Raw genomic sequence first — 24,416 nt, 5'->3', positions numbered from 1 at the left:
CACTTTTCCTGGAATTGCTCTTGGCCTATTTCGCGGCTTCGTTTCCCGACTACCCTTACGAGGCAAGATGACCGTCGATCATGCCGTCGGCCACAACACGCTGCGCGGCATTACGCTGAAGATCGTCTCGGTGACGGTCTTCGTCGGCATGCAGACCTGCATCAAGGCGGCCGGCGACGTGCCCGCAGGGCAGATCGTCTTCTTCCGCTCCTTCTTTGCCATCTTCCCGATCATCGCCTTCCTGGCCTTCAAGGGTGAATTGGCCACGGCATTCACGACGAGACGGCCGTTCAACCATATCGCGCGCGGTGTGGTCGGCGTCGGCGCCATGGGGCTCGGCTTCTTCGCGCTGACCAGGCTGCCGCTGCCGGAAGCGATCACGCTGAACTACGCCCAGCCGCTGCTGGTCGTCGTGTTCTCCTCGATCTTCCTCGGCGAGACGATCCGCGTCTACCGCTGGAGCGCGGTCGCGGTCGGTCTTGCCGGCGTATTGGTCATCTCCTGGCCCGAACTGACGCTGCTCAATTCCGATGAAGGCCTCGACGACCACGAGGTGCTGGGCGTCATGGCCGCGCTGATCGCCGCAGCGATCTCGGCGGTCGCCATGCTTCTGGTGCGCAATCTCGTCCAGACCGAAAAGACGGCAACCATCGTGCTGTGGTTCTCCTCGACCGCCTCGGTGCTGTCGCTCTTCACGCTGCCCTTCGGCTGGCAGGCGCTGACACCGATGCAGGCCGCGCTCCTCGTTGCCGCGGGCTTCTGCGGCGGGCTCGGCCAGATCCTGATGACGGCGGCCTACCGCCATGCCGAAGCCTCGGTCGTGGCGCCCTTCGAATACACCTCGATGATCCTCGGCGTCGTCGTCGGATATTTCGTTTTCGGCGACGTGACCTCGCTGAACACCCTTGCGGGCGGCGTGATCGTGGTCGCCGCCGGCATCTTCATCATCTGGCGCGAGCGGCAGCTCGGCCTCGAGCGAACGCGCACCAGGACGGTCACGCCGCCGCAGGGGTGAAGGCCTACGAAGCGGTCGCCCGCTCTTTCGCCAATCGCACCAGCACCGTCCTTGTCTGCTCATCCGCAGGGAAAAAGGATTCGATCGCCAGTTCCGACAGCGTGACGTCGAGCGGCGTACCGAAGACCGTGATCGTGCTGATGAACGACAGCACCTGATCGCCATGCGCGAGCCGCAGCGGATGCACGATGCCGCTCGGTTCGACCGGCGCCGGCCGGCTGCTCCTCATGCCGGACGGATAGGTGCGCAGTTCGCGTTCCAGTTCGATCAGCACCGGATCGCCGGTGGCATCGTTCTGGTGCTTCAGCCGCTCGATGAGATGCGCGCGCCATTCCGCCAGATTGACGATGCGCGGCGCCACGCCGCCCGGATGCAGGCTGAGCCTCAGCACATTGACCGGCGGCGCGAGAAGCGATGCTTCGGAGATGTCGGCGAGGAACGGAGCAATCGCGGTGTTTGCCGAAACGAGGTTCCAGTGCCGGTCCACCGCCAGCGCCGGGAAGGGTTCGTGGCCCTTGAGCACAGTCTCGACGGCGGCAAGCGCCGGCGCCAGCGTCGCATCGGTGAGCGGCTTTTCGCTGAAGCTCGGCGCGAAGCCGGCGGCAAGCAACAGTTGATTGCGTTGGCGCAGTGGAATCGACAGCTGCTCGGCCAGATGCAGCACCATGTCGCGCGAAGGCTGGGCTCGGCCGCTTTCGACGAAGGAGAGATGCCGTTGCGAGATATCGGCCTCCATGGCGAGGTCGAGCTGGCTCATGCGCCGCCGCGTGCGCCACTCGCGGATGAGGCTTCCGGCGGAGAGTTCGGATGTGGTCATAGGGTAGCACTAGGCTGTGGAGGGAGGGATTTCAATTACCTGGGAGGTTATTGGCTTCCGTTCTCCCGCAAGGGAGAAGGGGAAGACGTTCACGCCAACCCCTTCAACTTCGCCTTGACCTCGAGAAAATCCCGCCAGGCCAGCTTCTTGTGCGCCGGCGTTCTCAAGAGATACGCCGGATGCAGCGTTGGCATCGCCGGAATGGCTATGCCCGACGCCGTCGTGTGCACCCGCCAGTTGCCGCGCAGGCGCAGGATGCCCTCGGTCGTGTTGAGCAGCGTCTTGGCCGACGGACCGCCGAGATTGACCAGTACCTTGGGATTGACCAGTTCTATCTGCCTTTCGATGAACGGCCGGCAGATTTCGGTCTCGTGCGGTGTCGGCGTGCGGTTGCCCGGCGGCCGCCACGGAATGACGTTCGCGATATAGGCCGAGTTGCGGTCGAGGCCGATAGCGGCGAGCATACGGTCGAGCAGCCGGCCGGAGCGGCCGACAAAGGGCAGACCTTCGAGGTCCTCGTCTCGGCCCGGCGCCTCGCCGACCAACATAAGGTCGGCTTTCGGATTGCCGTCGGCGAAGACGAGGTTCTTGGCGGTGAATTTGAGATTACAGCCGTCGAAGCCGGCCATCTGCTGGCGGAGTTCCTCGAGCGTCGAGGCGCTTGCGGCCAGTTGCCGGGCAAGCAGCGCCTGCGCCTCGTCGGGAACGGTGGCGGCTGGCATGCGCGCCGGAGCGTCCGGAATATTGCGCGCGTCGAGGCCGGATGATGGCGTCGGTGGCTCCGGCGCCTGGGGCCGCTCCGGGCCCTGCCCGGGTGCCGGGCGGCTCTCGGATCTGGGGTCGCGAGGCGGTGCGGCTGGCTGCCGCTCGGCGGGCCTGCGTTCGGCCGACTTCGCAGCCGCTTCGGCAAACCGATTGACCGGCGCGTCTTCAAGCGGCTCGTCGACGCCGGCGCTGGCATAGAAGGCGAGCAGTTCGGCGATGTCGGCTGGTGTGCTGGGGGAGGCGGCAGTCATGGCGCCACCATCGTCCGCGCGGCGCCGATTTGCAACCTCGCCGAGGTCATCCAGTCGGGATGCGCGGATCCTGCACAATGTAAAACGTCCAGCGCGGCGTGTAGTCGGTGATCAGGAAGTCGAAGGTCGCCGTCTTGAGCGGGTCGACCTTGCCGTTCTTGAACAGCAACTGGTCATAGGGTTCGAACCGGCGGTCGAAATCGGCGAAATTGCTCGACCAGATGTTGTCGGGCGTCTTGTTGCGCTGATCGAAGGAAAGGCCGTCGCCGAACACGCTTGGCTGGTCGAGGATTTCCTGCAGCTCGAACTGGAATTCCACCCAGGGCAGGGCGCTGTTGTTGAGCACGTCGATGCGCATATACATCACGCCGTTGGCGACCTGGCCCGCCTTGCCGAATGGCTCGATCGGCTTGGTCGCGCGGATCGTCAGCGTCACCGGCGTCGCCGTGTTCAGTTCCTCCCTGATGATCAGCGGGTCTTCCCTGGTGCCGATGCCGGAAGCACCCGTGATGCGGAAGCCGCCCAGTTCGTCGGAGAAGGAATAGGCGCCGGTGGCCCAGACCTTCACCGGATCGGTATGCGCCGGCACGGACAAAAAGAGGAGTGGAAGAACCGCGCGCCAGGCCATGCCTGGCGTGAAGAGTAAGCGCTTTGATGGAAAGCCGGCTGGCTCTGGACTGCGCATGGTGCGAAGTATTGCCGATAACCAAGCCGTCGAACAATTAAAAACATGCGGACGCGGCCTGGCCTTCCATCCATTTGGCGCTGGCCTATGCTTGGCCATGGCCTGCGCGGCGACCGTTTCGTAGGGAAAACCGCGACTTTTTGTCGAAATCGGCGTTGTCACGTCGGCGCCGGTTTCGCGTCGCGAATTGATGCGCTATGCAGCGCGTGAGCCAGCACAATGCGAAAACATGGCGAGCCAGTGAGGGGTCGATGAGCGAAATCGAACGCGAGAGCATGGAATTCGACGTGGTGATCGTCGGCGCGGGTCCCGCCGGCCTTGCCGCCGCGATCCGTCTGAAGCAGCTCAACCCGGACCTTTCCGTCGTCGTCCTTGAGAAGGGCGGCGAGGTCGGCGCCCATATCCTGTCGGGTGCGGTCGTCGATCCGATCGGCATCGACCGGTTGCTGCCCGGCTGGCGCGAGGAGGGCGATCATCCGTTCAAGACGCCTGTGACCGCGGACCATTTCCTGGTGCTTGGCCCCGCCGGCTCGTTCCGCCTGCCCAACTTCCTGATGCCGCCGCTGATGAACAACCACGGCAATTACATCGTCTCGCTTGGCAATGTCTGTCGCTGGCTGGCGACCAAGGCCGAGGCGCTGGGCGTCGAGATCTATCCGGGCTTCGCCGCGGCAAGCCTTGTCTACAACGACGCCGGCGCCGTCACCGGCGTCATCACCGGCGACATGGGCATCGAGAAGGACGGCACGCACGGCCCGGCTTACGCGCCGGGCATGGCGCTGATGGGCAAATATGTGCTGATCGGCGAAGGCGCGCGCGGCTCTCTCGCCAAGCAGCTTATCGCCAAATACCGGCTTGCCGACGGCCGCGAGCCGGGCAAGTTCGGCATCGGCCTCAAGGAGCTCTGGCAGGTCAAGCCCGAGAACCACAAGCCGGGCCTGGTTCAGCACTCCTTCGGCTGGCCGCTCGACATGAAGACCGGCGGCGGCTCTTTCCTCTACCACCTCGAGGACAACCAGGTGGCGGTCGGCTTCGTCGTCCACCTCAACTACAAGAACCCCTATCTCTCGCCCTTCGAGGAGTTCCAGCGCTTCAAGACGCATCCGGCGATCGCCGGCACCTTCGAAGGCGCCAAGCGCATCGGTTATGGCGCGCGCGCCATAACCGAGGGCGGCTGGCAGTCCGTGCCGAAGCTTTCCTTCCCCGGCGGCGTGCTGATGGGCTGCGCGGCCGGCTTCGTCAATGTGCCGCGCATCAAGGGTTCGCACAATGCGGTGCTCTCGGGCATGCTGGCGGCCGAGCATGTGGCCGAGGCGATTGCCGGCGGCCGAGCCAATGACGAGCTCGCTTCCTATGAGGAAGCCTGGCGCGGTACCGATATCGGCAAGGACCTGAAGAAGGTCCGCAACGTCAAGCCGCTCTGGTCGCGCTTCGGCACCATTGTCGGCGTCGGCATCGGCGGGCTCGACATGTGGCTGAACACGCTGTTCGGCTTCTCGCCCTTCGGAACCATGAAGCATGGCAAGGCCGACTATGCGACGCTCGAGCCGGCCTCCAAGCATCAGAAGATCGCCTATCCGAAGCCGGATGGCGTGCTGACCTTCGACCGGCTCTCCTCGGTGTTCCTTTCCAACACCAACCACGAGGAGAACGAACCGACCCATCTGATCGTCGGCGACATGGCGCTGCAGCAGCGTTCCGAGCACGATGTCTTCGCCGGTCCCTCGACCCGCTACTGCCCGGCCGGCGTCTATGAATGGGTGGACAAGGACGGCAACGCCGCCGCCGATCCGGCGGCAAAGGACGTGCGCTTCGTCATCAACGCGCAGAACTGCGTGCACTGCAAGACCTGCGACATCAAGGATCCGAACCAGAACATCAACTGGGTGCCGCCACAAGGCGGCGAGGGCCCGGTTTATCAGGGGATGTGATCGCCCCGACCGGGCCGTCTCGACCGCCGCCAAAGAGAAAGCCGGCGAAGGCACGGTCTACCGGGGCATGTGTGATCCGCGCCTTATCGGCCAAGGCCGTTGAAGCCGCGCGCCGAGTGTGGTCTGCTTCGCCCGAACAAGGAGGCGGACATGCGGCGGACCAGTCTGGCGATATTAGCTGCTGCCGGTGTGCTTTTGTGCGGGGCCGCCTCCGCCGGCACCAGGCTGACCGTGCATGTGCGCACCTACGACGTCGCCGGCAAGACCGGCGCGGAACTGATCGAGGCGATGGACGGCCTGGGGCCGAGGCACGGCCATGCCACGCGCGCCATCGCCGAGACTGGCTACGCTGTGCATTGGAAGCTCGATGTGACGCGCGACAACGGCATCTGCCGGCTGCGGCAGGCCAACGGCACGATCGACATCACCTACACGTTTCCGCGCCGCATGTCGCAGGCTGGTCCGGCCCTGGGCAGGCGCTGGGAGCGTTTCATGGCTGGCGTGCGCCAGCACGAGCACACCCATGGCCGCATAGCCAAGCAGATGATGCGGGCGACCGACACGGCGCTTGCCGGGCTGAAGCGGCAGGACAACTGGTTCTGCACCAGTCTTCGCCGGGACGCCAGGCGTCGCATCGACACGATCTATGCCGACTACGAGGCCAGGCAGAACGCCTTCGACGCGCGCGAGCACCGCGACGGCGGCCATGTCGAAAAACTGGTCAATGCGTTGGTGGGGAAGAACTGAACTTAAGTCCGTTCGCGTATCAGGAGGGCGTCAGCTGCGCGGCTCGTCCGGCGCCTCGTTCGCCGCCAGCGCCGACTTGTGCTCGTCCTCGGGCGCGTTGCTGTCGGACCGCAGCGTGAATTCGACCAGCACAGGCAGATGGTCGGAGCCGGTATCCTCCAGCCGGGCCGACGACAGGATCGTCACCCCGCCCTTGCTGAACACCTGGTCGATCGGCAGGCCCGCATAGCGGCGCAGGACGTCGGGCAACGTGCGGTGGATCCAGGTCGGGCCGGCCGACGGCATCAGCGTCATGCCGCCGAGCCGCGCCACCCGCCGCACCGCCGCGCTCCACGGCACGGCGTTGCAGTCGCCGGCCATGATGGCGGTCTCGCCGAGCCTGGCCAGCGGTTCCGCCAGTTCGCCGATCTGCCAGTATTGCTCCTTCGGCCACGGCCAGCTGAGATGGATCGCGGCGACGTTGACCGGAATGCCGCCGAAATCGATCGTGGCGGTCGCCATCGCGCCGCGCGGCTCGCAACGCGGCGCGGTGCCGACGGCGAAGGGGCGGCGCGAAAGCAGCGCGACGCCGAATATGCCGTTGGGATAGTCGCAAAGGATCCGATAGGGATAGGCGCTGGCAATATAGCCGAGCTCCGTGGCCCACATCCCAGACACTTCGTCGAGCGTGATGACGTCCGGATTGGTCCGGCCGATCAGCGACAGCACCTTCTTCGGCGTCGGATTGTTGAAGCGCAAGTTCATCTGCAGCAGGCTATAGACCATCCTGTCGGCCGGCTTTGCGAACGCCTGCGGCGTCGACAATCTCGGCAGCGCGCTTGTCGTCGTGGCGAAGCAGGCGATGGCGAAGACCAGCGCGGCGACCGCCTGCAGCCGGTAGGGGCCGGCAAGCAGCGCCAGCGCGAGCAAGGCCGTCAGCACGCTCAGATGCATGCGGAAATGCGAGAAGGAATCGAACGCCGGATGCAGCGTGCCGAAGAATCCGGCCAGCAACGCGGCCGAGCATGCCATCATCGCCAGGAATGTCAGTTGAGCCATCATGCTCAAGCGTGCGCCGCCCGTTGTCATTTGCTCCGACTGTCCCAGCCTTCCACCCGGATCGCTTATCGGCCAAATTGCGGCTCAAGCAAGACGACCGATTGCCTCGCCGGTGGCCGGCCGGCACGCGTCTACTGGAATGCCGTCTCGGAAAAGCTTCTCAGCTTGCGCGAATGCAACCGCTCCATCGGCATCTCGGCCAGCTTCTCCATCGCCCTTATGCCGATGGTGAGATGCTGCGCCACCTGCCGCTTGTAGAATTCGGTCGCCATGCCGGGCAGCTTCAGTTCGCCATGCAGCGGCTTGTCGGAGACGCACAGCAGCGTCCCGTAGGGCACGCGGAAACGGAAGCCGTTGGCGGCGATGGTGGCCGATTCCATGTCGAGCGCGATGGCGCGCGACTGCGACAGGCGCTGCACCGGTCCGCGCTGGTCGCGCAGTTCCCAATTGCGGTTGTCGATGGTGGCGACGGTTCCGGTTCGCATGATGCGCTTGAGGTCGTAGCCCGACAAACCAGTCACCTCGGCGACCGCTTCCTGCAGCGCCACCTGGATTTCGGCCAGTGGCGGGATCGGCACCCAGACCGGCAGGTCGTCGTCCAGCACATGGTCCTCCCGCACATAGGCATGCGCCAGCACATAGTCGCCGAGCGCCTGCGTGTTGCGCAGGCCCGCGCAATGGCCGAGCATGACCCACGCATGCGGCCTCAGCACCGCGATATGGTCGGTTATCGTTTTGGCGTTGGACGGGCCGACGCCGATATTGACCATGGTGATGCCGCCATGGCCGGGCTTCTTCAGATGGTAGGCCGGCATCTGCGGCAGGCGCTGCGGCGACGTGCCTTCCGATGCCGTTGCCCCGTTCCGGGTCACGACATTGCCGGGTTCGATGAACTCGACATAGCCGCTGTCGCCACTGGCCATCAGCTCGCGGGCCCGCGCCACGAATTCGTCGATGTAGAACTGGTAATTGGTGAACAGCACGAAATTCTGGAAATGCTGCGGGCTGGTCGCCGTGTAATGCGTCATGCGGTGCAGCGAGTAATCGATGCGCTGCGCGGTGAACGGCGCCAGCGGCCGCGGCTCGCCAAACGCCACCTCAAACGTGCCGTTGGCGATCTGGTCGTCGGTGCCGTCGAGATCCGGCACGTCGAACAGGTCGCGGATCGGCCGCTTGATGCGCTCGGCGGCCGCCCCGTCGACATAGGTGCCTTCGAGGAAGGCGAAATGCAGCGGGATGGGCGTCGTCGATTCCGCCACCGTCACCGTCACGCCGTGATTGCGCATGATGAGCCTCAACTGCTCGATGAGATAGTTCTCGAACAGTTGCGGCTGGGTGATCGTGGTGGCGAAATGCCCGGGCGTCGGCATATGGCCATAGGCCTGGCGCGAGTCGACCTGACTGAACGAGGTCGTAGTGACGCCGATCTGCGGGTAAAAGGCCCGGTAGCGCTTGCTCTCGTCCCCGCCAGCGGCAAGCGCGGCGAAGGAATCGCGCAGGAATTTTGTGTTGCGGTCGTAGAGCGCCTGCAGCGCCGCAACGGCCTTTCTGGCGTCGTGGAAGCTCTGCTTGCCGAATGGCTCCGGCATGACGACCGATTCGATAGCTTGGGGGTAGATTCGCTTTTCCATGGCTCAATATAGAGACTCAGGAGAGCGCTTGGGAGGGGGAGCCAGGCCTCAAGCGGTCCGGCGCGTCGTTTTTCTTCGGCTGCCTTATCCGCGCTGCAGGCTGATCAGCAGCACGAAGCCGACGCTGGTGTTCTTGCGCGGCGGCGCCTCGATCCTGTTGCCCGTGTCGGCGCGCATCATCGGCACCGCCAACACGGGGGCGGCAAGCAACATCAGGATGAGCGTCGCCCGCGGCAGCAGCCGAAGGGCATTGGTTGCGATGGCGGCGATGCGGTTCATTTTAGTGGTGTCCCCGTTCCAGCTTGGTCGTTTCAGCGCTTGAATTGGTTCACGAGGCCGACAACGTAGGCACCGGCCGTTCCCACGGGCGGGCTGAATGACCGGCCTCCGCAACGAGAATGGCGAAGAACATGCCAAACAGGCTCATCAGCAGGCAGACGATTGCGAAGCGGCGGGCAAGCATTTCTCTCTCCTTCAATGCGGGAGAGAATGCCGGAATGCCTCTGAACCGGTTCTGAGACCGGTATTCATCTGCGGTTCAAATTGATTGACGAGGTCTTGAACAGGTGCCGGTGGCGCAGCGCCGGTCCGGCGGAGCGCCGCCGCTCCAAAGGAAAACGGGGCCGTTCGGCCCCGTTTCGGATGATCTGGAATCTGGCGATCAGAGCTTATGCCAGGTCTGGCTCTTGCAGATCAGGCCGCCAAGTACGCAGCCGCTCATCTTGAGCGTCGTGCCCGTGAGCGTCGCCTTGCCGGAATAGGTCTTGTCGTTCGCCGGGTCGGTGATGTTGCCGGCATATTTGTTGTCGCCGGTCGCCTTCATCGAGCCGATCGTCTTGCCCGCATATTTGCCGGTCTTGAGGGTGATGGAGAACGAGCCGCCGCCGCCGATCGTCGCCGTCTCGCCGGACTGCGTCTTCCAACTGCCTTCGATCGGGTCGGCCCACGCGGCGCTCGCCATGATCACTGTGGCCGCCAGGGCCAGGCTCATCTTTCGAAACATCTTGTCCTCCTCCCTATGGGGTTGCGGCGGGCTCCGGTCCGCCTTCCTGCCCCTTACGCAAAGGTAAAGCTAATCCAGCTCCCGCCAAAACAAAAGCAGTGCCGCCACGGAAGGTTGCAAGGATTTTCGCGCCCCTGCATTGCCCGGAATAAACGAAACTCGAAAAACGCTTCGGTTTCCGTGGTTAGCGAAGTCTTGATTCCGCTCGCGGCAATTTTCATCGAATTTGATGCAAAATGGCTGAAACGCTGGATTCCCATGCTTAACAGTTTTTCGCGTTTACCTCTTGTTTTAGCTTTGTTTTCCTCAAATTAAGCAAGCCATTTAACGACAGATTCAAGGCCAGCCGTCATCCTCGAAAGCATCGAAAGAGCGCCCCGCCCCAAGGGAAAAGGAGGCGGCTCTCGGGAGCCAGACAGGGGATTGAAATGGCACGTTTTGAAATGCTTGAAGACGGCTTCGGCGCCATGGGGGCAACTGCCCAGGCCGACATTCTTTTCGAACTGGGCATGATGTATGCGACCGGCCGCGATTGCGAGACCGACGTCGTTGCCGCCCACAAATGGTTCAACATCGCCGCGATCAAGGGCTCGGCCCGCGCCGCCGAATTGCGCTCGGAGCTGTCGACCACCATGTCGAAAGTCGAGATCGCCACGGCGCTGCGCGAAGCGCGCGAATGGATGACGATGCACTGATCCTCAGCGCGCGCAGCGCTCGGAAGCTGATTGGGACAAGGCCGCGAAAAGACGGCCGGTCAAGAAGAACGAGAACGCGGCAGGTTGAAACAACCGAAGCCACGCAAAACAGGGAAGCGAGCGGGGTTCAGGCGCGGGGCGCCGGGGAAGCTCGATTGCAAAAAGCCGCGACCGGCCGGGACAAGGCCGGCGCGGCTTTTTGCATTACGCCTGGTAATCAGGCGCGTGGCCCAAGAAATCCTCGCCTAAATGAACCAAAACCTTCCGCATTGTGCTCTCGACAGTTTCGGCGAAGGGTGAAATTGTCCCGGCTCTGTGGAAGAAGCGCGGCCGGAGCGGCGCGCGCAAGTGGAGGAGTTCTTATAGTCATGAAAAAATTGGGTATTTTGAGCGCGGCCGCATTTGGCCTGATGATGAGCGCCCCGGTTGCCTTCGCCGACGACATCACCATTTCGGTGGTCGGCCCGATGACCGGCCAGCTCGCCACCATCGGTGACCAGTTCAAGCAGGGCGCGCAGGCTGCCGCCGACGCGATCAATGCCGCTGGCGGCGTCAACGGCTCCCAGATCAAGCTCGACATCGAGGACGACCAGTGCGATCCGAAGCAGGCGGTCTCGGTCGCCAACCGCATCGTCGCCAACGGCGTCAAGTTCGTCGACGGCCATGCCTGCTCGGGCTCAAGCATTCCGGCCTCGGCCGTCTATGCCGAAGCCGGCGCGCTGATGATGAGCCCCGCCTCGTCCAACCCGGTGCTGACCGATGCCGCGGCCAAGGCCGGCTGGCCGACCATCATGCGCCTCTACACGCGTGACGACGCGCAGGGCGCCTTCATCGGCCCTTGGATCGCCAAGAAATACGCCGGCAAGAATGTTGTCGTCCTGCACGACAAGAGCGCCTACGGCCAGGGTGTCGCCGATGCGGTGAAGGCGACGATGAATGCCGGCGGCCTCAAGGAAGTCGACTATGAAGGCATCAATGCCGGCGAGAAGGACTATTCGGCCCTCGTCACCAAGCTGAAGGAACTCAAGGCCGATGTCGTCTATTTCGGCGGCTATCACCCGGAGGCGGGCCTGATCCTGCGTCAGGCGGCCGAGCAGAACGTCAAGTTCCAGCTGATCATGCCGGACTCGATCGCCTCGCCGGAATTCTGGCAGGTCGCCGGCCCGGCCGGTGAAGGCACCATGTTTGTCTTCCCGTCGGACCCGCAGTCGAAGCCCGAAGCCAAGGACGCCGTCGCCAAGATCAAGGCCGGCGGCTTCACGCCGGAAGGCTTCACGCTGTTCTCCTATGCGGTGATCCAAGCCGTGGCTGAAGGCGTCAAGCGCGCCGGCACCGACGATCCGGCCAAGGTCGCGGAGGCGCTCAAGGACGGCAAGCCGATCAGCACCGTCGTCGGCGACGTTGTCTTCGACGAGAAGGGCGACCTGAAGAACGCCAGCTACGACATCAACCAGTGGCACGACGGCAAATACGCGCCGATCCAGCCGTAATTCGGTTCTGCAATCGAGGAAATGGCCGGGCTTGTCCCGGCCATTTTCGTTTGTGCCGTGGCATTGACGTACAGGCGAGGCCGGCGCTGTCCCGCCGACATAGCTATTCAATCATTCAGCACTTCAGCCCTGGCCGTCCTCCGCGAACCGGACCAGCACCGTGCCGTCGCTGACCTGTGCGCCCTCGGCCGCGATCTCGGCGATCACGCCGTCATGCGGGGCGGCGATCATATGCTCCATCTTCATGGCTTCGAGGATCAACAGCGGCTGGCCCTTGATCACGGCATCGCCCGCCGCGGCGCGCACCAGCTTGACCAGGCCTGGCATCGGCGCGCGCAGGCTGCCTGCGGCGGCTCCCGCCTCGTCGGCCTTGGCAAGCGGATCGGGAACCGTGAACGTATAGCCGACCGCGCCCTCGAAGACGGTAACGTGGCCGGGCCAGCGGGCGGCATGCGGCATGGTCCGCAAATCGTGCGTGTTCACCGCATCATGCGGTGCCTCCAGCGCCACCTGGAAGCGGCCGTCAGGCCGTGCCGAAACCCTGGCCAGGATGTTCTCCTCGCCATGGCGCAGGCGAATGCGGCGCGACAGCGTGTGGAAATGCGCATAGCCGGAAAGCGTGGACCAGGGATCGGCGGCGGGACCCGGCGTGCCGGCATCCATCGCGGCCAGCGCCGCCGCGGCGATCGTCTCGTCGCCCGGCCCGGGAATGGTGGTGAGCGCCTCCTGATGCCGCCCGATCAGCCCGGTATCGACGTCGCCGGCCGCGAAATCGGCGTCGGCCGCGAGCGCCGCCAGGAAGGCGGTGTTGACGGTCGAGCCGGCGACTTCGGTCCGGGCGAGGGCATCGCGCAGCGCGCCGAGCGCCGTGGCTCGGTCCTTGCCGTAAACAACCAGCTTGGCGATCATCGGGTCATAGAAGGGCGAGATCGCATCGCCGGCACGCACGCCGGTCTCGATGCGCATCGCTGCGCCTTCCGCCGCGGCGTCGGGGAATTTGAGATGATGCAGCGTGCCGGTCGCCGGCAGGAAACCCTTCGCCGCATCCTCGGCATAGAGGCGTGCCTCGAAAGCGTGGCCGGCAAGCGCGATCTCGCCCTGCGTTTTCGGCAGTTTTTCGCCGGATGCGACGCGAAGCTGCCATTCGACCAGATCGACGCCGGTGACCATCTCGGTGACGGGGTGCTCGACCTGCAACCGCGTGTTCATCTCCATGAACCAGAAGCGGTCGGCTTTGAGCCCCTGAGAGGCGTCGACGATGAACTCGATCGTGCCGGCGCCCGAATAATTGATCGCCTTGGCGGCCTTCACGGCCGCCTCCGTCATCGCCTTGCGCAGCACCGGCGTCATGCCGGGGGCGGGCGCCTCCTCGATCACCTTCTGGTGGCGGCGCTGCGCCGAGCAGTCGCGTTCATAGAGATGCACGACATTGCCGAAATTGTCGCCAAATACCTGCACTTCGATATGGCGCGGCTTGTCGACATATTTTTCCACCAGCACGCGATCGTCGCCGAACGCCGCTTTCGCTTCGCGCCGCGCGCCGGACAGCGCTTCCGAGAAATCGTCGGGGTGGTCGACGCGTCGCATGCCCTTGCCGCCGCCGCCGGCCCGCGCCTTGATCAGAACCGGATAGCCGATCTCGCGCGCCTTGGACGCAAGCAGCACGATCTCCTGCGCCTCGCCGTGATAGCCGGGCACCACCGGCACGCCGGCGGTCTCCATCAGCCGCTTGGCGGCGTCCTTCAATCCCATGGCGCGGATCGAGGCGGCGGAGGGGCCGATGAAGACGAGGCCCGCCGCCGTCACCTCGTCGACGAAGTCGGGGTTTTCCGACAGGAAGCCGTAGCCGGGGTGGATGGCCTCGGCACCGGTGGCGAGTGCCGCCGCCACGATCCTGTCGCCGCGCAGATAGCTCTCGCCGACGGGCGAGGGGCCGATATGCACCGCCTCGTCGGCCATCTCGACATGCAGGGCCTTGGCGTCCGCATCGGAATAGACGGCAACGGTGCGCACGCCGAGTTTGCGGGCGGTGCGGGTGACGCGGCAGGCGATCTCGCCGCGATTGGCGATCAGGATCTTGCCGAACATGGAGCCCTCCCGTTTTTCTGCGGGTGGCGCCAGTCCAGAAGGCGCCGATTTACTTCGAAACTGCGATCGCGCAGCCGCCGCTCGCGGTTCTGACCTTCCACTTTTTCAGGCCGTACTGGCAGTTGCGCAAAGCGATCTCTTCCGCCGCCTTCTGAGTCGGCGCGTTGAGTTTTGCCCCACAAATTATGTAAAGATCGACCACCCGCGAATAGAAGGTCGTCGCGTAGGCCGAATGCCCGCTCGCCGCTTTGTAAGCGAGATAAGCTTTGTAGCAGGCTTCCTTTGGATCCAGCGACAAATTTGGAGCAAACCGCTTGTCCCCCATCTTGCCAGCCAGCGATTCTGCCACCGCGGCGGCGGGTGCTGCGAATATTAGAACTACGGCAAGCATCGAGACGATCGGCTTGCGGCAATATTTCGAGATCATTTCCACCCAACCCCATTTGCCCAGTGCAAGATGAGGAATAACGAATATTTTTCGCCCGCGCCAGCGGGCGTTTGGAAATTCGCACTTGCCTGTACTGTGGAATCGCTTGGTCCATAAGTTCAGTCTTTCTCAGCGTCAGCAGCGGCCCGCCGGTAAAGTTCCGCCATCTGGTCGTCGAAGCAGCAGAAAGTAAGGACCTCCGGCACCGTGTTTTGTCGCAAGAAGTCGGCTGTCGTGCCTACGGCGATACTGGTCGCTTCGTCCTTGGGAAAGCCGTAGATGCCGGTCGAGATCGCCGGAAAAGCCACCGTCCGGCAATCATGGCCACGCGCGATTTCGAGCGAGCGCCGATAGCAGGAGGCGAGCAGTTCGGCTTCGCCCTTGCCGCCGCCTTGCCAGACCGGCCCCACCGTGTGGATGACATAGCGCGCCGGCAGCCGGTAAGCCTTGGTCAGCTTCGCATCACCGGTCTTGCAGCCATGCAGCATACGGCATTCGGCGACCAGCTCCGGCCCTGCCGCGCGATGGATGGCGCCGTCGACGCCGCCGCCGCCCAGCAGCGATGAATTGGCCGCGTTGACGATGGCATCGACCGCGAGCCTGGTGATGTCGCCGGTGTGCACGCGGATCCTGTCGCCGAGAGCGCCCATCGTCACATCCTGAACACGCCGAATTTCGTCTCCTCGATGCCGGCATTGAGCGCCGCAGAGAGGCTGAGTGCCAGCACTTCACGGGTCCTGGCCGGATCGATGATGCCGTCGTCCCAGAGCCGCGCCGAGGAGTAGAGCGGGTGGCCCTCATGCTCGTATTTCATTAGGATAGGCTTTCTGAACTTCGCTTCCTCGTCGGCGCTCCATTCACCGCCCTTGCGCTCGATGCCCTCGCGCTTGACCATGGCGAGCACCGTCGCCGCCTGCTCACCGCCCATCACCGAGATGCGCGCGTTCGGCCACATCCACAGGAAGCGGGGTGAATAGGCGCGGCCGCACATGCCGTAATTGCCGGCGCCGAAGGAACCGCCGATGATCACGGTGAGCTTCGGCACCTTCGCGGTGGCGACCGCCATGACCAGCTTGGCGCCGTCCTTGGCGATGCCGCCGGCCTCGTATTTTCGCCCGACCATGAAGCCTGTGATGTTCTGCAGGAAGACCAGTGGAATGGCGCGCTGGCAGCAGAGCTCGATGAAATGTGCGCCCTTCAGCGCGCTTTCGGAAAACAGCACGCCGTTGTTGCCGATGATGCCGACCGGCATCCCGTGCAGATGCGCGAAGCCGGTGACCAAAGTCGTGCCGTAGTTTTGCTTGAACTCGTCGAACTCCGAACCGTCGACGAGACGCGCGATCACCTCGCGCACGTCATAGGGCTGACGCAGATCCGTCGGCACGACGCCGTAGAGTTGCCGCGGATCGTAAAGCGGTTGAATCGGCTTCTGCAAATTCAGGCTTACGGCCTTGTTGCGATTCAGGTTCCGGATGATGCGCCGGCAAATGGCCAAGGCGTGTTCATCGTCCATGGCGTAGTGATCGGCGACGCCGGAAAGCCTGGTGTGGACATCGGCGCCGCCAAGCTCCTCGGCGCTGACATCCTCTCCGGTGGCGGCCTTCACCAGTGGCGGGCCGCCAAGAAAAATGGTCGCCTGGTTGCGCACCATGATCGTCTCGTCCGACATCGCCGGCACATAGGCCCCGCCGGCCGTGCAGGAACCCATCACGCAGGCGATCTGCGGGATGCCGGCCGCCGACATGTTGGCCTGGTTATAGAAGATGCGGCCGAAATGCTCGCGGTCGGGGAAGACCTCGTCCTGGTTCGGCAGATTGGCGCCGCCGCTGTCGACCAGATAGACGCAAGGCAAATTGTTCTGCAGCGCGATCTCCTGCGCCCTGAGATGCTTCTTCACCGTCAGCGGATAATAGGTGCCCCCCTTCACCGTGGCGTCGTTGACGACGACCATCACTTCCTGGCCTTCGACGCGGCCGACGCCGGTGATGATGCCGGCGGACGGAATGTCCTCGCCATACATCGACCATGCCGCGAACTGGCCGACCTCGAGGAAGGGCGAGCCGGTGTCGAGCAACTGCGCCAGCCGCTCGCGCGGCAAGAGCTTGCCGCGGCCCTGGTGGCGCTCACGCGCCTCGTCGGAGCCGCCGCGCTCGACGCTTGCCGCCTTCTCGGCGATGTCGGCCACCAGCGCGCGCATGCGCTCGGCATTGGCGCGGAAGGTGTCGGAGGACGGGGAGATTTGGGTTTGAAGCGTCGTCACTGTCACACCCCCTCCGCCATGATCTCGCGCCCGATCAGCCAGCGGCGGATCTCGCTGGTGCCGGCGCCGATCTCGTAGAGCTTGGCGTCGCGCAGCAGCCGCCCGGCCGGATAATCGTTGATGTAGCCATTGCCGCCGAGCAACTGGATGGCGTCGAGCGCCATCTGCGTGGCCTTTTCGGCGGCGAAGAGCACGCAGCCTGCGGCGTCCTTGCGCGTAGTCTCGCCGCGGTCGCAGGCGGCGGCCACCGCGTAGACATAAGCCCGCGCGGCGTTCATCGTCGAGTACATGTCGGCGAGCTTGCCCTGCACCAGCTGGAACGTACCGATCGGCTGGCCGAACTGCTTGCGCTCATGCACGTAAGGCACGGCGACGTCGAGGCAGGCCGCCATCAGCCCGATCGGCCCGCCGGAGAGCACCGCGCGCTCATAGTCGAGCCCCGACATCAGCACCTCGACACCGCGCCCTTCCTCATGCAGCACATTCTCGAACGGCACCTCTACATTCTCGAACACCAGCTCGCCGGTGTTGGAGCCGCGCATGCCGAGCTTGTCCAGCTTCTGCGCGACTGAAAAGCCGGCCATCGTCTTTTCGACGATGAAGGCCGTGATGCCGCGCGCATGGCGGTCCGGATCGGTCTTGGCATAGACCACCATCGTTCCGGCGTCGGGGCCATTGGTGATCCACATTTTCGAGCCGTTGAGCACATAGCGGTCGTTGCGCTTTTCGGCGCGCAGCCTGAGCGACACCACGTCCGAGCCGGCGCCTGATTCCGACATCGCCAGCGCGCCGACCGTCTTGCCCGAGCAAAGGGCAGGCAGATACTTCTCCTTTTGCGCCGGAGTGGCCCAGCGGTTGATCTGGTTGACGCAGAGGTTCGAGTGCGCGCCGTAGGAGAGGCCGACCGAGGCCGATGCGCGCGAAATCTCCTCCATCGCCACGACATGCGCGAGATAATTCATGCCGGTTCCGCCGAAATCGGGATCGGCGGTGATGCCGAGCAGGCCGAGCGAGCCGAGCTCGACCCACAGATGCGCGGGGAACTCGTTGGAGCGGTCGATCTCGGCCGCGATCGGCGCGATCCTGTCCTGGGCGAAGCGCCGCACGGTATCGCGCAGCGCCTCGATGTCGGGATCAAGTCCGAAGTTCAGCGTATTCGTGTACATGCCGTTCCTCCCTGCGCATGCCCGGTATTCGCGGAGATCATGCCTGTATCAGAGTGCCACGGCGTCCCTGGCGCGCCCGGAAGGACGCGCGGTGCCATGGCTGATTGTCGCGCCGACCAGGCGCATTGTCATCGAAAGATATGATGCCGTGACTTCAGCGATCGACAGCCGCTCGCCGGGCCGGAACCAGACGATGACGCCGGTCATCATCTGGATCAGCGCCATGGCGGTGAGCCCGGTATCGTCGATCTGAAAGACGTCAGCCTCGGCGCCGTCGCGCAGGATCGTGCTCAGCTCCTTCTCATAGGCCGTGCGCATCTTGAGGATCTGCGTCAGCCTTTCGTGCGACAGGCTGCGCAACTCCATGTTGGAGACATGGGTGGCGTGACGCCGCTCTATGTGGAAGGCGATGTGGTTCTCGACATAGGCGGCAAGGCGGGTGACTGGATCAGCGCTCGCCGGCCGCGCCGCTTCCCAAGCCTTGAGCAGGCCTTCCATATGCTCACGCATCAACGTGAACAGAAGGTCCTCCTTGGTCGGGAAGTAACGATAGAGCGCGGCCGCCTGCACGCCGACCCCCGCCGCCAGCTGCCGCATCGACATCGCCTCGTAGCCGAGGCGCGCGATCAGGCTGACCGCCGCCTCACGGACGGCCGCTTCGGTTTTTTCCCCGTCGGAACCTGTGGTGCGCGCCATGTTCGCCTCCAGCAACATTAATAAAACGAACGTTCAATTAATTCAAGATACCTTATGGGCCCGTTGCCCGCCCTGGTTTGCGGAGGCGAAGTGAAACTAGACGACGATCCTGAAATCCACGGGCGCGGCGTCGGACGCTTCCTCGATCTCGACCTTCGAGACGAGCGCGCCCCGCGGCCCTTGCCACAGGCGTTCGATCATCGCCATGACAGCGGCATCGGCGCCGGCAATCAGCGCGGCGACCGAGCCGTCGCGCTCGTTGCGCACCCAACCCGTCAGTCCGAGGCGCATGGCTTCGCCGCGCGTCCAGACACGGTAGCTCACACCTTGAACCTTACCGGAAATGCGCGCCCGAACGGTTCTGTGTTTGCCTTGCATTGCCTGTGCTCCGCGTTGCACTTGGCGGAATCTGGCACAGCAAAAGGCAAAGGCAACAGGGGCTCGGGCTAGTTCCCCCGCGCCGCCGCCAGGACGCCGGGCAGTTCCTCGGCGAAGATGTCGAGCTCGTGGTCGAGGCCGACGCTGACCCTGATGCAGCGGTCGAGCACCGGCACCATCGGCTTGCGGATGAACACGTCGCGCGACAAAAGGTTCTGCATCACTTTCAGCGCGAAGGCGCCGTCGCGGCCGCAGTCGATGGTGACGAAATTGGTCGCCGACGGCAGCGGCTTGAGGTCGTTCTGCCTGGCGATGGTTGAAATGCGCTCGCGGCCCGCGGCCACGCGCGCCGCCACCGAGCGCAGGTAGTCCTGGTCGGCAAGCGCCTCGAGGCCGGCGATCTGCGCCATGCGGCTGACGCCGTAATGGTTGCGGATCTTCTCGAAGTCGCGGATCACCTCCGCCTCCGCGACGGCGTAGCCGCAGCGTATGCCGGCCAGGCCGTAAGCCTTGGAGAAGGTGCGCATGCGGATGACGTTCGGCCGCGCAACGTCGATCGCAGGCAGCGCCGAGGCGGGTCCCAGCTCGCCATAGGCCTCGTCGAGCACCAGCATGGTGGTTTCCGGCAGCGCTTCGATGAAGCGGACGACATCGGGCGCCTCCCACCAGCTTCCCATCGGATTGTCGGGGTTGGAGAGATAGACCAGTGGTGCCTTTTCGCTCGCGACCTTGGCGAGAAGCCCGTCCAGGTCTTCCTTGTCGTTGGCATAGGGCACCGTCAGCAGGCGGCCGCCGACGCCGGCGATATGGAAATTGAAGGTGGGGTAGGCGCCGAGCGAAGTGACCACGGCTTCGCCGGGCCCGACATACATGCGCGCCACCAAGCCAAGCAGGCCGTCGATGCCTTCGCCCACGACCACGTTTTCGACAGCCACCTTGTGATGCGCGGCGGCCGCCACCTTCAGCTCGTAATTGTCGGGGTCGCAATACATCCACTGATCGCGGGCGACGCTCTCCATCCGGGCGATGACGCGCGGCGACGGCCCGAAACTGCTTTCATTGGCGCCGATGCGGGCGCGGAACGGCCGGCCGCGCTCGCGCTCCTGCGCCTCCGGGCCCACGAACGGAACCGTGGTGGGAAGCGCGCCGATGATCGGCGTGAGGGATGGGCGCTGGCGCATGGCAAAAGCTCGCGTGGAAGGGCGTTCTTGCTAGCGTGATCCCCCGACCGGTGCAAGCTGGCGTGGGGCCCCGCGGGCAAGGCGCAGTCTCGCGCGGGCTGGATTCCGGCGGCTTCTTTTGCTAGCGAAGCGCCATGAACAACCGTCTGCCGCCCGCCTGGGCCAAGCATATCAAGTCCGGTCCGGTACCCAAGCCATCCGCTCCGGCGCTCAGGTCCGGATCGCCCCAGGCGAATCCATCGAAACCGGACGCGCGCGCGCAGTCCGACGACCTGCTGCTGAAGCAGGCCCATGACCATCAGCAGGCCAAGCGCCCGAAGCAGGCTCAGGATCTGTGCCTGCAGGTTCTGGCGCGCACGCCGAAACACCCGCGCGCCCTCTACATCATGGGAACCGTATGCCTCGGCTATGACGACGAGATGGCGTTGCAATATTTCGCCCTCGCCATCGCGGAGGAACCGCGCAACGCCTACTATCACCTGAGACTGGGCGAGGCCTACGCAAAGGTCGGCGAACATTCGCAAGCAATCGAGCATATGCAACGCGCCCTGGAACTGCAGCCCGATCTTGTCGTGGCTCTCTGCGCCTTGGGGCACACCTACGTTGAATCCGATAAGCCCGATCTGGCTTTGCCGCTTTACGAGAGAGCGCTGAAAATCGACCCCGATCATCCCGAGATCAGAGTGGGGCTAGCCAATGCCCTGAGCAGCGTGGGCCGCATGGACGATGCCGCCGCCTGTCTGAATCAGTCAATAGAGCGGCGCATCGACCTGCCGGGCGCCTATTACAATCTTGTCCAAACACAAAAATTCACTGACGAGCCTCCGGAACTCCGCGCCATTCTTCGCGAACTTGGCAATTCGAAACTCGGGTCAGACGGGGCCCTGCTGCTCCACCATGCCGCCGGCAAGGTGCTGAATGACCTCAAACGCTATGATGAAGCGTTCGATCATTTCCGGAAGGGGAAACAGGCCTCTCAGCCATTCGATATCGATCAGTACCGTCGATGGGTTGACGCGCTGATCGAGGTCTTCACGCCGGGGTTGTTTGCCGCCGCCGAGCACGGCTTCGGCAATCCCTCCGAAGTGCCGGTTTTCGTGGTTGGCATGCCGCGCTCGGGGACGACGCTGACGGAACAGATCCTGGCCAGTCATCCCGATGTCTATGGCGCGGGGGAGCTTGCCAAATTGGGACGGGTTGCGAACGCCATCGGCCTCAAGCCCTCATTGGCCGGAAAGTTGAACGGGCTTGTCGATTCGATCACGCCGGAACTGTCGAAAACGCTCGCCGGGGAGCATCTGTCCTATCTCGCGGAACGATCAGCCACGGCGCTGCGTATCGTCGACAAGATGCCGCACAATTTTGAGCTGATTGGCCTTATCAGCCTGCTCTTCCCCAAGGCGCGTATCATTCACTGCCGCCGCGATGCCATTGACAATTGTGTCTCCTGCTTCGTTCTGCCTTTCAACGGTCATCACAGCTACAGCGACGACTTGAGAAGCCTCGGCCTCTACTATCGCGAATACGACCGCTTGATGCGCCATTGGAATGAGGTTCTTCCGGGCCGCATCTTCGAAAATCGCTACGAAACGCTCGTTGACGACCAGGAGGCACAATCGCGCCGTCTCATCGATTACATCGGGTTGCCCTGGGACGACGCGTGTCTGCGCTTTTTCGACAGGGAAGCGGCAGTCTCCACGCCGAGCCGCTGGCAGGTCCGGCAGCCGATCTACAAGACGTCGGTCAAGCGCTGGAAGAACTATGAAAATGAAATTCGGCCGCTGATAGAGGCGCTTGGCGACCTCGCCGACATTTGAACGAGAGGCACGCTGCTCACCGAGCTTTGACTGGATTCCATCGGTACTTATTGCTAGCAGATGCGATGAACAATCGTCTGCCGCCCGCCTGGTCCAAACACCTCAAGTCCGGCGCCACGCCGAAACCCAGATGGCATCAGGCAAGTCCGCCACGGCCAGCTCCGCCGAAGACAAATTCGTTCGCACGCGCACAAGCCGATGACGCGCTGTTGAAGAAAGCCTTTGAGCATCAGCAAGCCAAACGGCTCGGTGAAGCACAGGACTTATGCCTTGAAGTGTTGGCGCGGACGCCAAACCATCCGTTGGCCCTGTACATCATGGGCACGATTTGTCTGGGCTATGACGACGAGGCGGCTCTGCGCTATTTCGCGCGTGCGGTCGCAGAGGAGCCCGGAAACCCATACTACCATCTCAGCTTCGGCGAGACTTATGCGAAGCTGAGTGAATTCTCGGCCGCCATCAAATACATCCAGCATGCCTTGGAAATACAGCCCGATCTTGTGGAGGCCCTATGCGCCTTGGGGCGTGTTTATACCCAGTTCGACAAACCCGACCTGGCATTGGCGCTCTATGAGAAGGCGCTGAAGATCAACCGTGATCACCCCAAGGCACGGACCGGAATGGCTGCTGCGCTCTCCGGTCTTGGGCGTATGGACGAGGCCGGCGCCTATCTCAAAGAGGCGATCGAATGCCGTGTCGACGCAGCGGCTGCTTACTACGAGCTCGTGCAGAGCCGGAAGTTTACCGAAGAGCCTCCGGAACTTCAATCGATCGTTCGCGAACTCGACAGTCCGGGGCTTAACGCGGAGGCGGCGCAGAGCCTTCACTACGCCGCCGGGAAAGTGCAGAACGATCTCAAGCGCTACGCGGAAGCATTCGACCATTTCAACAAGGCCAAGCAGGCCGCCGGCTACAGGTTCGACATCGATCAGTATCGTCGTTTCGTAGACTCGACGATTGAAATCTTCACGCCCGGCCTGTTTGCTGCCGCGTCCGGCCTTGGCGATCCTTCCGATCTACCTGTGTTCGTGGTTGGCATGCCTCGTTCCGGAACGACATTGACGGAACAGATCCTGGCCAGTCATCCCGGGGTTCACGGCGCGGGAGAACTTGCAAAACTAAGGCGGGTGGCAAACGCAATCGGCCTCAAATCGTCGGCTGAAGATTTGGGCAAGCCCGTCAATTCCCTTACGCCGGAACTGACCAGGACGCTGGCCGAAGAGCATCTATCCTACCTCAGGGAGCGGGCGCCTGCGGCGCTCCGCGTCGTCGACAAGGAGCCACACAATTTTGAGCTGATCGGTCTTATCGCCGTTCTGTTCCCCAATGCGCGCATCATTCACTGCCGCCGCGATGCCATCGACAATTGCGTGTCATGCTATGTCCTGCCCTTCAGCTCGGCGCACAGCTACAATGCAGACCTGCGGGCACTCGGCCTGTACTATCGGGAATATGACCGCTTGATGCGTCATTGGAACGAGGTTTTCCCAGGCCGTATCTTTGAAAATCGCTATGAGACGCTTGTAGAGGATCAAGAGGCGCAGTCGCGCCGGCTCATCGATCATCTCGGCCTGCCTTGGGATGACGCATGCCTGCGCTTCTTCGATAGGGAAGGGGCGGTCACCACGCCCAGCCGCTGGCAGGTTCGTCAGCCGATATACAAATCGTCCGTGAAGCGCTGGAAGAATTACGAAAGCGAGGTCCAGCCTTTGATTGAAGCTTTGGGCGACCTCGCCGACGTTTGACTTCGGTCACGGGGTGCGGCTGCTCCGGGCGCCGTTTCACCGGGATTTGAAAGCTTTCCACCGCGCTGCGCCGCAATCAGGTCGAACGCCTAGAGTAATTCCAGGAAAAGCGTGAGCGGTTGGGCTCGGCGGTCTCGCCGCAGCCTTCCGTCCGGAATTGCGTAAAAACAAGGAAATAGAGCGGCGCGCCGTTTCCGTGAAATGGTGAAACGCTCTAACGTCGCCCCGGATATACTGCTGACGCATCATCCTAACTGCGCAGCGGTTTTGGGATCTCGACATCCATCAAACGGAAAAGAAAAACCCGGCGGTTGCCCGCCGGGTTCTCCTGTCTCCCCAGAACCTGGTCTTAGAAATCGCGCTGGAAGCGGACGATAGCGCCGACGGAGTTCTTCTTCTCTGAGCCGGCCCAAACGTTGCCGTGGTCGAAAGCATCCGAACCAACGTGCTGGTAGTCAACTTCGGGCGTGATCGTCAGGCCGGGAACGACGGTGTAGGCAATGTTGGCCGCGATGCCGTAATCCTTCCACTGATCGCCCGACACCTGGAGGTTGAACGAGGCCTTGTCGCTGAACTTGTAGGTGCCGCCG

The 24,416-nt window shown here is 63.6% G+C and carries 24 protein-coding genes; 7 read left to right on the top strand and 17 right to left on the bottom strand.

The window, feature by feature from the left end; all coding sequences use genetic code 11:
- Positions 1-67 precede the first annotated feature (67 nt).
- Entirely contained in the window at positions 68-1,015 is a 948-nt protein-coding gene (locus FJW10_RS23385; RefSeq protein ID WP_140901867.1) for a DMT family transporter, read from the top strand.
- Between the two features lie 4 nt (positions 1,016-1,019).
- Here the strand turns inward: FJW10_RS23385 and FJW10_RS23380 are convergent, their stop codons facing one another.
- The 3 genes from FJW10_RS23380 to FJW10_RS23370 all read right to left on the bottom strand — a co-directional run bounded on the left by FJW10_RS23380 (position 1,020) and on the right by FJW10_RS23370 (position 3,533).
- Positions 1,020-1,832, bottom strand: a complete 813-nt coding sequence (locus FJW10_RS23380; protein ID WP_140901816.1) for a helix-turn-helix transcriptional regulator — start codon at positions 1,830-1,832, stop codon at positions 1,020-1,022.
- A gap of 89 nt (positions 1,833-1,921) precedes the next feature.
- Complete coding sequence (locus FJW10_RS23375) at positions 1,922-2,848, bottom strand: uracil-DNA glycosylase (RefSeq protein ID WP_140901815.1); 927 nt, start codon at positions 2,846-2,848, stop codon at positions 1,922-1,924.
- A gap of 46 nt (positions 2,849-2,894) precedes the next feature.
- Positions 2,895-3,533 carry a hypothetical protein gene (locus FJW10_RS23370; RefSeq protein WP_140831052.1) on the bottom strand — a complete coding sequence of 213 codons (639 nt, stop codon included), beginning with the start codon at positions 3,531-3,533 and terminating at the stop codon, positions 2,895-2,897.
- Positions 3,534-3,784: 251 nt separating this feature from the next.
- Between FJW10_RS23370 and FJW10_RS23365 the strand changes: the two genes are divergently transcribed.
- On the top strand, positions 3,785-5,464 hold the full coding sequence (locus FJW10_RS23365) for an electron transfer flavoprotein-ubiquinone oxidoreductase (protein WP_140901814.1): 1,680 nt from the start codon (positions 3,785-3,787) through the stop codon (positions 5,462-5,464).
- A gap of 150 nt (positions 5,465-5,614) precedes the next feature.
- Complete coding sequence (locus FJW10_RS23360; RefSeq protein WP_140901813.1) at positions 5,615-6,211, top strand: DUF922 domain-containing protein; 597 nt, start codon at positions 5,615-5,617, stop codon at positions 6,209-6,211.
- A gap of 30 nt (positions 6,212-6,241) precedes the next feature.
- On the opposite strand, the gene FJW10_RS23355 is transcribed toward FJW10_RS23360, so the two are convergent.
- The 5 genes from FJW10_RS23355 to FJW10_RS23340 form a co-directional block, all read right to left on the bottom strand.
- Positions 6,242-7,252 carry an endonuclease/exonuclease/phosphatase family protein gene (locus FJW10_RS23355; protein ID WP_181177637.1) on the bottom strand — a complete coding sequence of 337 codons (1,011 nt, stop codon included), beginning with the start codon at positions 7,250-7,252 and terminating at the stop codon, positions 6,242-6,244.
- 128 nt (positions 7,253-7,380) lie between these two features.
- Positions 7,381-8,838 carry an AMP nucleosidase gene (locus tag FJW10_RS23350; RefSeq protein WP_246674354.1) on the bottom strand — a complete coding sequence of 486 codons (1,458 nt, stop codon included), beginning with the start codon at positions 8,836-8,838 and terminating at the stop codon, positions 7,381-7,383.
- A 126-nt stretch (positions 8,839-8,964) separates the two neighbouring features.
- Positions 8,965-9,159: a hypothetical protein gene (locus tag FJW10_RS23345; protein ID WP_140901810.1), complete on the bottom strand. Its 195-nt coding sequence runs from the start codon at positions 9,157-9,159 to the stop codon at positions 8,965-8,967.
- 49 nt (positions 9,160-9,208) lie between these two features.
- A complete protein-coding gene (locus FJW10_RS30995) occupies positions 9,209-9,343 on the bottom strand; it encodes a hypothetical protein (RefSeq protein ID WP_281405140.1) in 135 nt (44 codons plus the stop codon).
- A gap of 198 nt (positions 9,344-9,541) precedes the next feature.
- Positions 9,542-9,883 (bottom strand): DUF2147 domain-containing protein, encoded by a 342-nt coding sequence (locus tag FJW10_RS23340; RefSeq protein WP_140831065.1) that lies wholly within the window; start codon positions 9,881-9,883, stop codon positions 9,542-9,544.
- A gap of 428 nt (positions 9,884-10,311) precedes the next feature.
- On the opposite strand from FJW10_RS23340, the gene FJW10_RS23335 reads away from it, so the two are divergent.
- Both FJW10_RS23335 and FJW10_RS23330 read left to right on the top strand, forming a co-directional pair.
- Positions 10,312-10,578: a sel1 repeat family protein gene (locus tag FJW10_RS23335; protein WP_140901809.1), complete on the top strand. Its 267-nt coding sequence runs from the start codon at positions 10,312-10,314 to the stop codon at positions 10,576-10,578.
- Between the two features lie 368 nt (positions 10,579-10,946).
- Entirely contained in the window at positions 10,947-12,068 is a 1,122-nt protein-coding gene (locus tag FJW10_RS23330) for an ABC transporter substrate-binding protein (protein ID WP_140901808.1), read from the top strand.
- Between the two features lie 123 nt (positions 12,069-12,191).
- Here FJW10_RS23330 and FJW10_RS23325 read toward each other — a convergent pair whose 3' ends face one another.
- The 8 genes from FJW10_RS23325 to FJW10_RS23290 form a co-directional block, all read right to left on the bottom strand.
- The gene (locus FJW10_RS23325; protein WP_140901807.1) at positions 12,192-14,156 is read right to left on the bottom strand and encodes an acetyl/propionyl/methylcrotonyl-CoA carboxylase subunit alpha; all 1,965 of its coding nucleotides are present in this window, start codon (positions 14,154-14,156) and stop codon (positions 12,192-12,194) included.
- 49 nt (positions 14,157-14,205) lie between these two features.
- Complete coding sequence (locus FJW10_RS23320; RefSeq protein WP_140901806.1) at positions 14,206-14,583, bottom strand: hypothetical protein; 378 nt, start codon at positions 14,581-14,583, stop codon at positions 14,206-14,208.
- A 119-nt stretch (positions 14,584-14,702) separates the two neighbouring features.
- Positions 14,703-15,233: an O-acetyl-ADP-ribose deacetylase gene (locus tag FJW10_RS23315; RefSeq protein ID WP_140901805.1), complete on the bottom strand. Its 531-nt coding sequence runs from the start codon at positions 15,231-15,233 to the stop codon at positions 14,703-14,705.
- 2 nt (positions 15,234-15,235) lie between these two features.
- Positions 15,236-16,843, bottom strand: coding sequence for a carboxyl transferase domain-containing protein (locus FJW10_RS23310; RefSeq protein ID WP_140901804.1), 1,608 nt, complete (start codon positions 16,841-16,843; stop codon positions 15,236-15,238).
- Positions 16,844-16,845: 2 nt separating this feature from the next.
- Positions 16,846-18,009, bottom strand: coding sequence for an isovaleryl-CoA dehydrogenase (locus FJW10_RS23305; RefSeq protein ID WP_140901803.1), 1,164 nt, complete (start codon positions 18,007-18,009; stop codon positions 16,846-16,848).
- Positions 18,010-18,057: 48 nt separating this feature from the next.
- A complete protein-coding gene (locus FJW10_RS23300; RefSeq protein ID WP_140901802.1) occupies positions 18,058-18,705 on the bottom strand; it encodes a TetR/AcrR family transcriptional regulator in 648 nt (215 codons plus the stop codon).
- Between the two features lie 96 nt (positions 18,706-18,801).
- The gene (locus tag FJW10_RS23295; protein WP_140901801.1) at positions 18,802-19,083 is read right to left on the bottom strand and encodes an acylphosphatase; all 282 of its coding nucleotides are present in this window, start codon (positions 19,081-19,083) and stop codon (positions 18,802-18,804) included.
- 68 nt (positions 19,084-19,151) lie between these two features.
- Complete coding sequence (locus FJW10_RS23290; protein ID WP_140901800.1) at positions 19,152-20,264, bottom strand: pyridoxal phosphate-dependent aminotransferase; 1,113 nt, start codon at positions 20,262-20,264, stop codon at positions 19,152-19,154.
- A gap of 134 nt (positions 20,265-20,398) precedes the next feature.
- Between FJW10_RS23290 and FJW10_RS23285 the strand changes: the two genes are divergently transcribed.
- Together FJW10_RS23285 and FJW10_RS23280 are read left to right on the top strand one after the other, a co-directional pair.
- Positions 20,399-22,081, top strand: coding sequence for a sulfotransferase (locus FJW10_RS23285; protein WP_140901799.1), 1,683 nt, complete (start codon positions 20,399-20,401; stop codon positions 22,079-22,081).
- Between the two features lie 65 nt (positions 22,082-22,146).
- Positions 22,147-23,826 carry a sulfotransferase gene (locus FJW10_RS23280; RefSeq protein ID WP_140901798.1) on the top strand — a complete coding sequence of 560 codons (1,680 nt, stop codon included), beginning with the start codon at positions 22,147-22,149 and terminating at the stop codon, positions 23,824-23,826.
- A 349-nt stretch (positions 23,827-24,175) separates the two neighbouring features.
- Here the strand turns inward: FJW10_RS23280 and FJW10_RS23275 are convergent.
- A partial coding sequence (locus tag FJW10_RS23275; RefSeq protein WP_181177636.1) for a porin occupies positions 24,176-24,416 on the bottom strand: 241 nt, incomplete at its 5' end.

Origin of the sequence: Mesorhizobium sp. B4-1-1, assembly GCF_006439375.1 — a bacterium.
In the GTDB taxonomy this organism is placed as follows: Bacteria; Pseudomonadota; Alphaproteobacteria; order Rhizobiales; family Rhizobiaceae; genus Mesorhizobium.
The sequence above is the reverse complement of the archived record's forward strand: the minus strand, read 5'-3'. Positions and strand labels throughout refer to the sequence as shown.

Bases quoted from the DNA above. Each gene is read 5' to 3' on its own strand.
- FJW10_RS23350 (WP_246674354.1), bottom strand. From the start codon at position 8,838: ATGCCGGAGCCATTCGGCAAGCAGAGCTTCCACGACGCCAGAAAGGCC.
- FJW10_RS23355 (WP_181177637.1), bottom strand. From the start codon at position 7,252: ATGATGGCTCAACTGACATTCCTGGCGATGATGGCATGCTCGGCCGCG.
- FJW10_RS23385 (WP_140901867.1), top strand. From the start codon at position 68: ATGACCGTCGATCATGCCGTCGGCCACAACACGCTGCGCGGCATTACG.
- FJW10_RS23340 (WP_140831065.1), bottom strand. From the start codon at position 9,883: ATGTTTCGAAAGATGAGCCTGGCCCTGGCGGCCACAGTGATCATGGCG.
- FJW10_RS23320 (WP_140901806.1), bottom strand. From the start codon at position 14,583: ATGATCTCGAAATATTGCCGCAAGCCGATCGTCTCGATGCTTGCCGTA.
- FJW10_RS23300 (WP_140901802.1), bottom strand. From the start codon at position 18,705: ATGGCGCGCACCACAGGTTCCGACGGGGAAAAAACCGAAGCGGCCGTC.
- FJW10_RS23370 (WP_140831052.1), bottom strand. From the start codon at position 3,533: ATGCGCAGTCCAGAGCCAGCCGGCTTTCCATCAAAGCGCTTACTCTTC.
- FJW10_RS23375 (WP_140901815.1), bottom strand. From the start codon at position 2,848: ATGACTGCCGCCTCCCCCAGCACACCAGCCGACATCGCCGAACTGCTC.
- FJW10_RS23305 (WP_140901803.1), bottom strand. From the start codon at position 18,009: ATGTACACGAATACGCTGAACTTCGGACTTGATCCCGACATCGAGGCG.
- FJW10_RS23330 (WP_140901808.1), top strand. From the start codon at position 10,947: ATGAAAAAATTGGGTATTTTGAGCGCGGCCGCATTTGGCCTGATGATG.
- FJW10_RS23295 (WP_140901801.1), bottom strand. From the start codon at position 19,083: ATGCAAGGCAAACACAGAACCGTTCGGGCGCGCATTTCCGGTAAGGTT.
- FJW10_RS30995 (WP_281405140.1), bottom strand. From the start codon at position 9,343: ATGCTTGCCCGCCGCTTCGCAATCGTCTGCCTGCTGATGAGCCTGTTT.
- FJW10_RS23325 (WP_140901807.1), bottom strand. From the start codon at position 14,156: ATGTTCGGCAAGATCCTGATCGCCAATCGCGGCGAGATCGCCTGCCGC.
- FJW10_RS23380 (WP_140901816.1), bottom strand. From the start codon at position 1,832: ATGACCACATCCGAACTCTCCGCCGGAAGCCTCATCCGCGAGTGGCGC.
- FJW10_RS23335 (WP_140901809.1), top strand. From the start codon at position 10,312: ATGGCACGTTTTGAAATGCTTGAAGACGGCTTCGGCGCCATGGGGGCA.
- FJW10_RS23360 (WP_140901813.1), top strand. From the start codon at position 5,615: ATGCGGCGGACCAGTCTGGCGATATTAGCTGCTGCCGGTGTGCTTTTG.
- FJW10_RS23280 (WP_140901798.1), top strand. From the start codon at position 22,147: ATGAACAATCGTCTGCCGCCCGCCTGGTCCAAACACCTCAAGTCCGGC.
- FJW10_RS23285 (WP_140901799.1), top strand. From the start codon at position 20,399: ATGAACAACCGTCTGCCGCCCGCCTGGGCCAAGCATATCAAGTCCGGT.
- FJW10_RS23345 (WP_140901810.1), bottom strand. From the start codon at position 9,159: ATGAACCGCATCGCCGCCATCGCAACCAATGCCCTTCGGCTGCTGCCG.
- FJW10_RS23365 (WP_140901814.1), top strand. From the start codon at position 3,785: ATGAGCGAAATCGAACGCGAGAGCATGGAATTCGACGTGGTGATCGTC.
- FJW10_RS23290 (WP_140901800.1), bottom strand. From the start codon at position 20,264: ATGCGCCAGCGCCCATCCCTCACGCCGATCATCGGCGCGCTTCCCACC.
- FJW10_RS23315 (WP_140901805.1), bottom strand. From the start codon at position 15,233: ATGGGCGCTCTCGGCGACAGGATCCGCGTGCACACCGGCGACATCACC.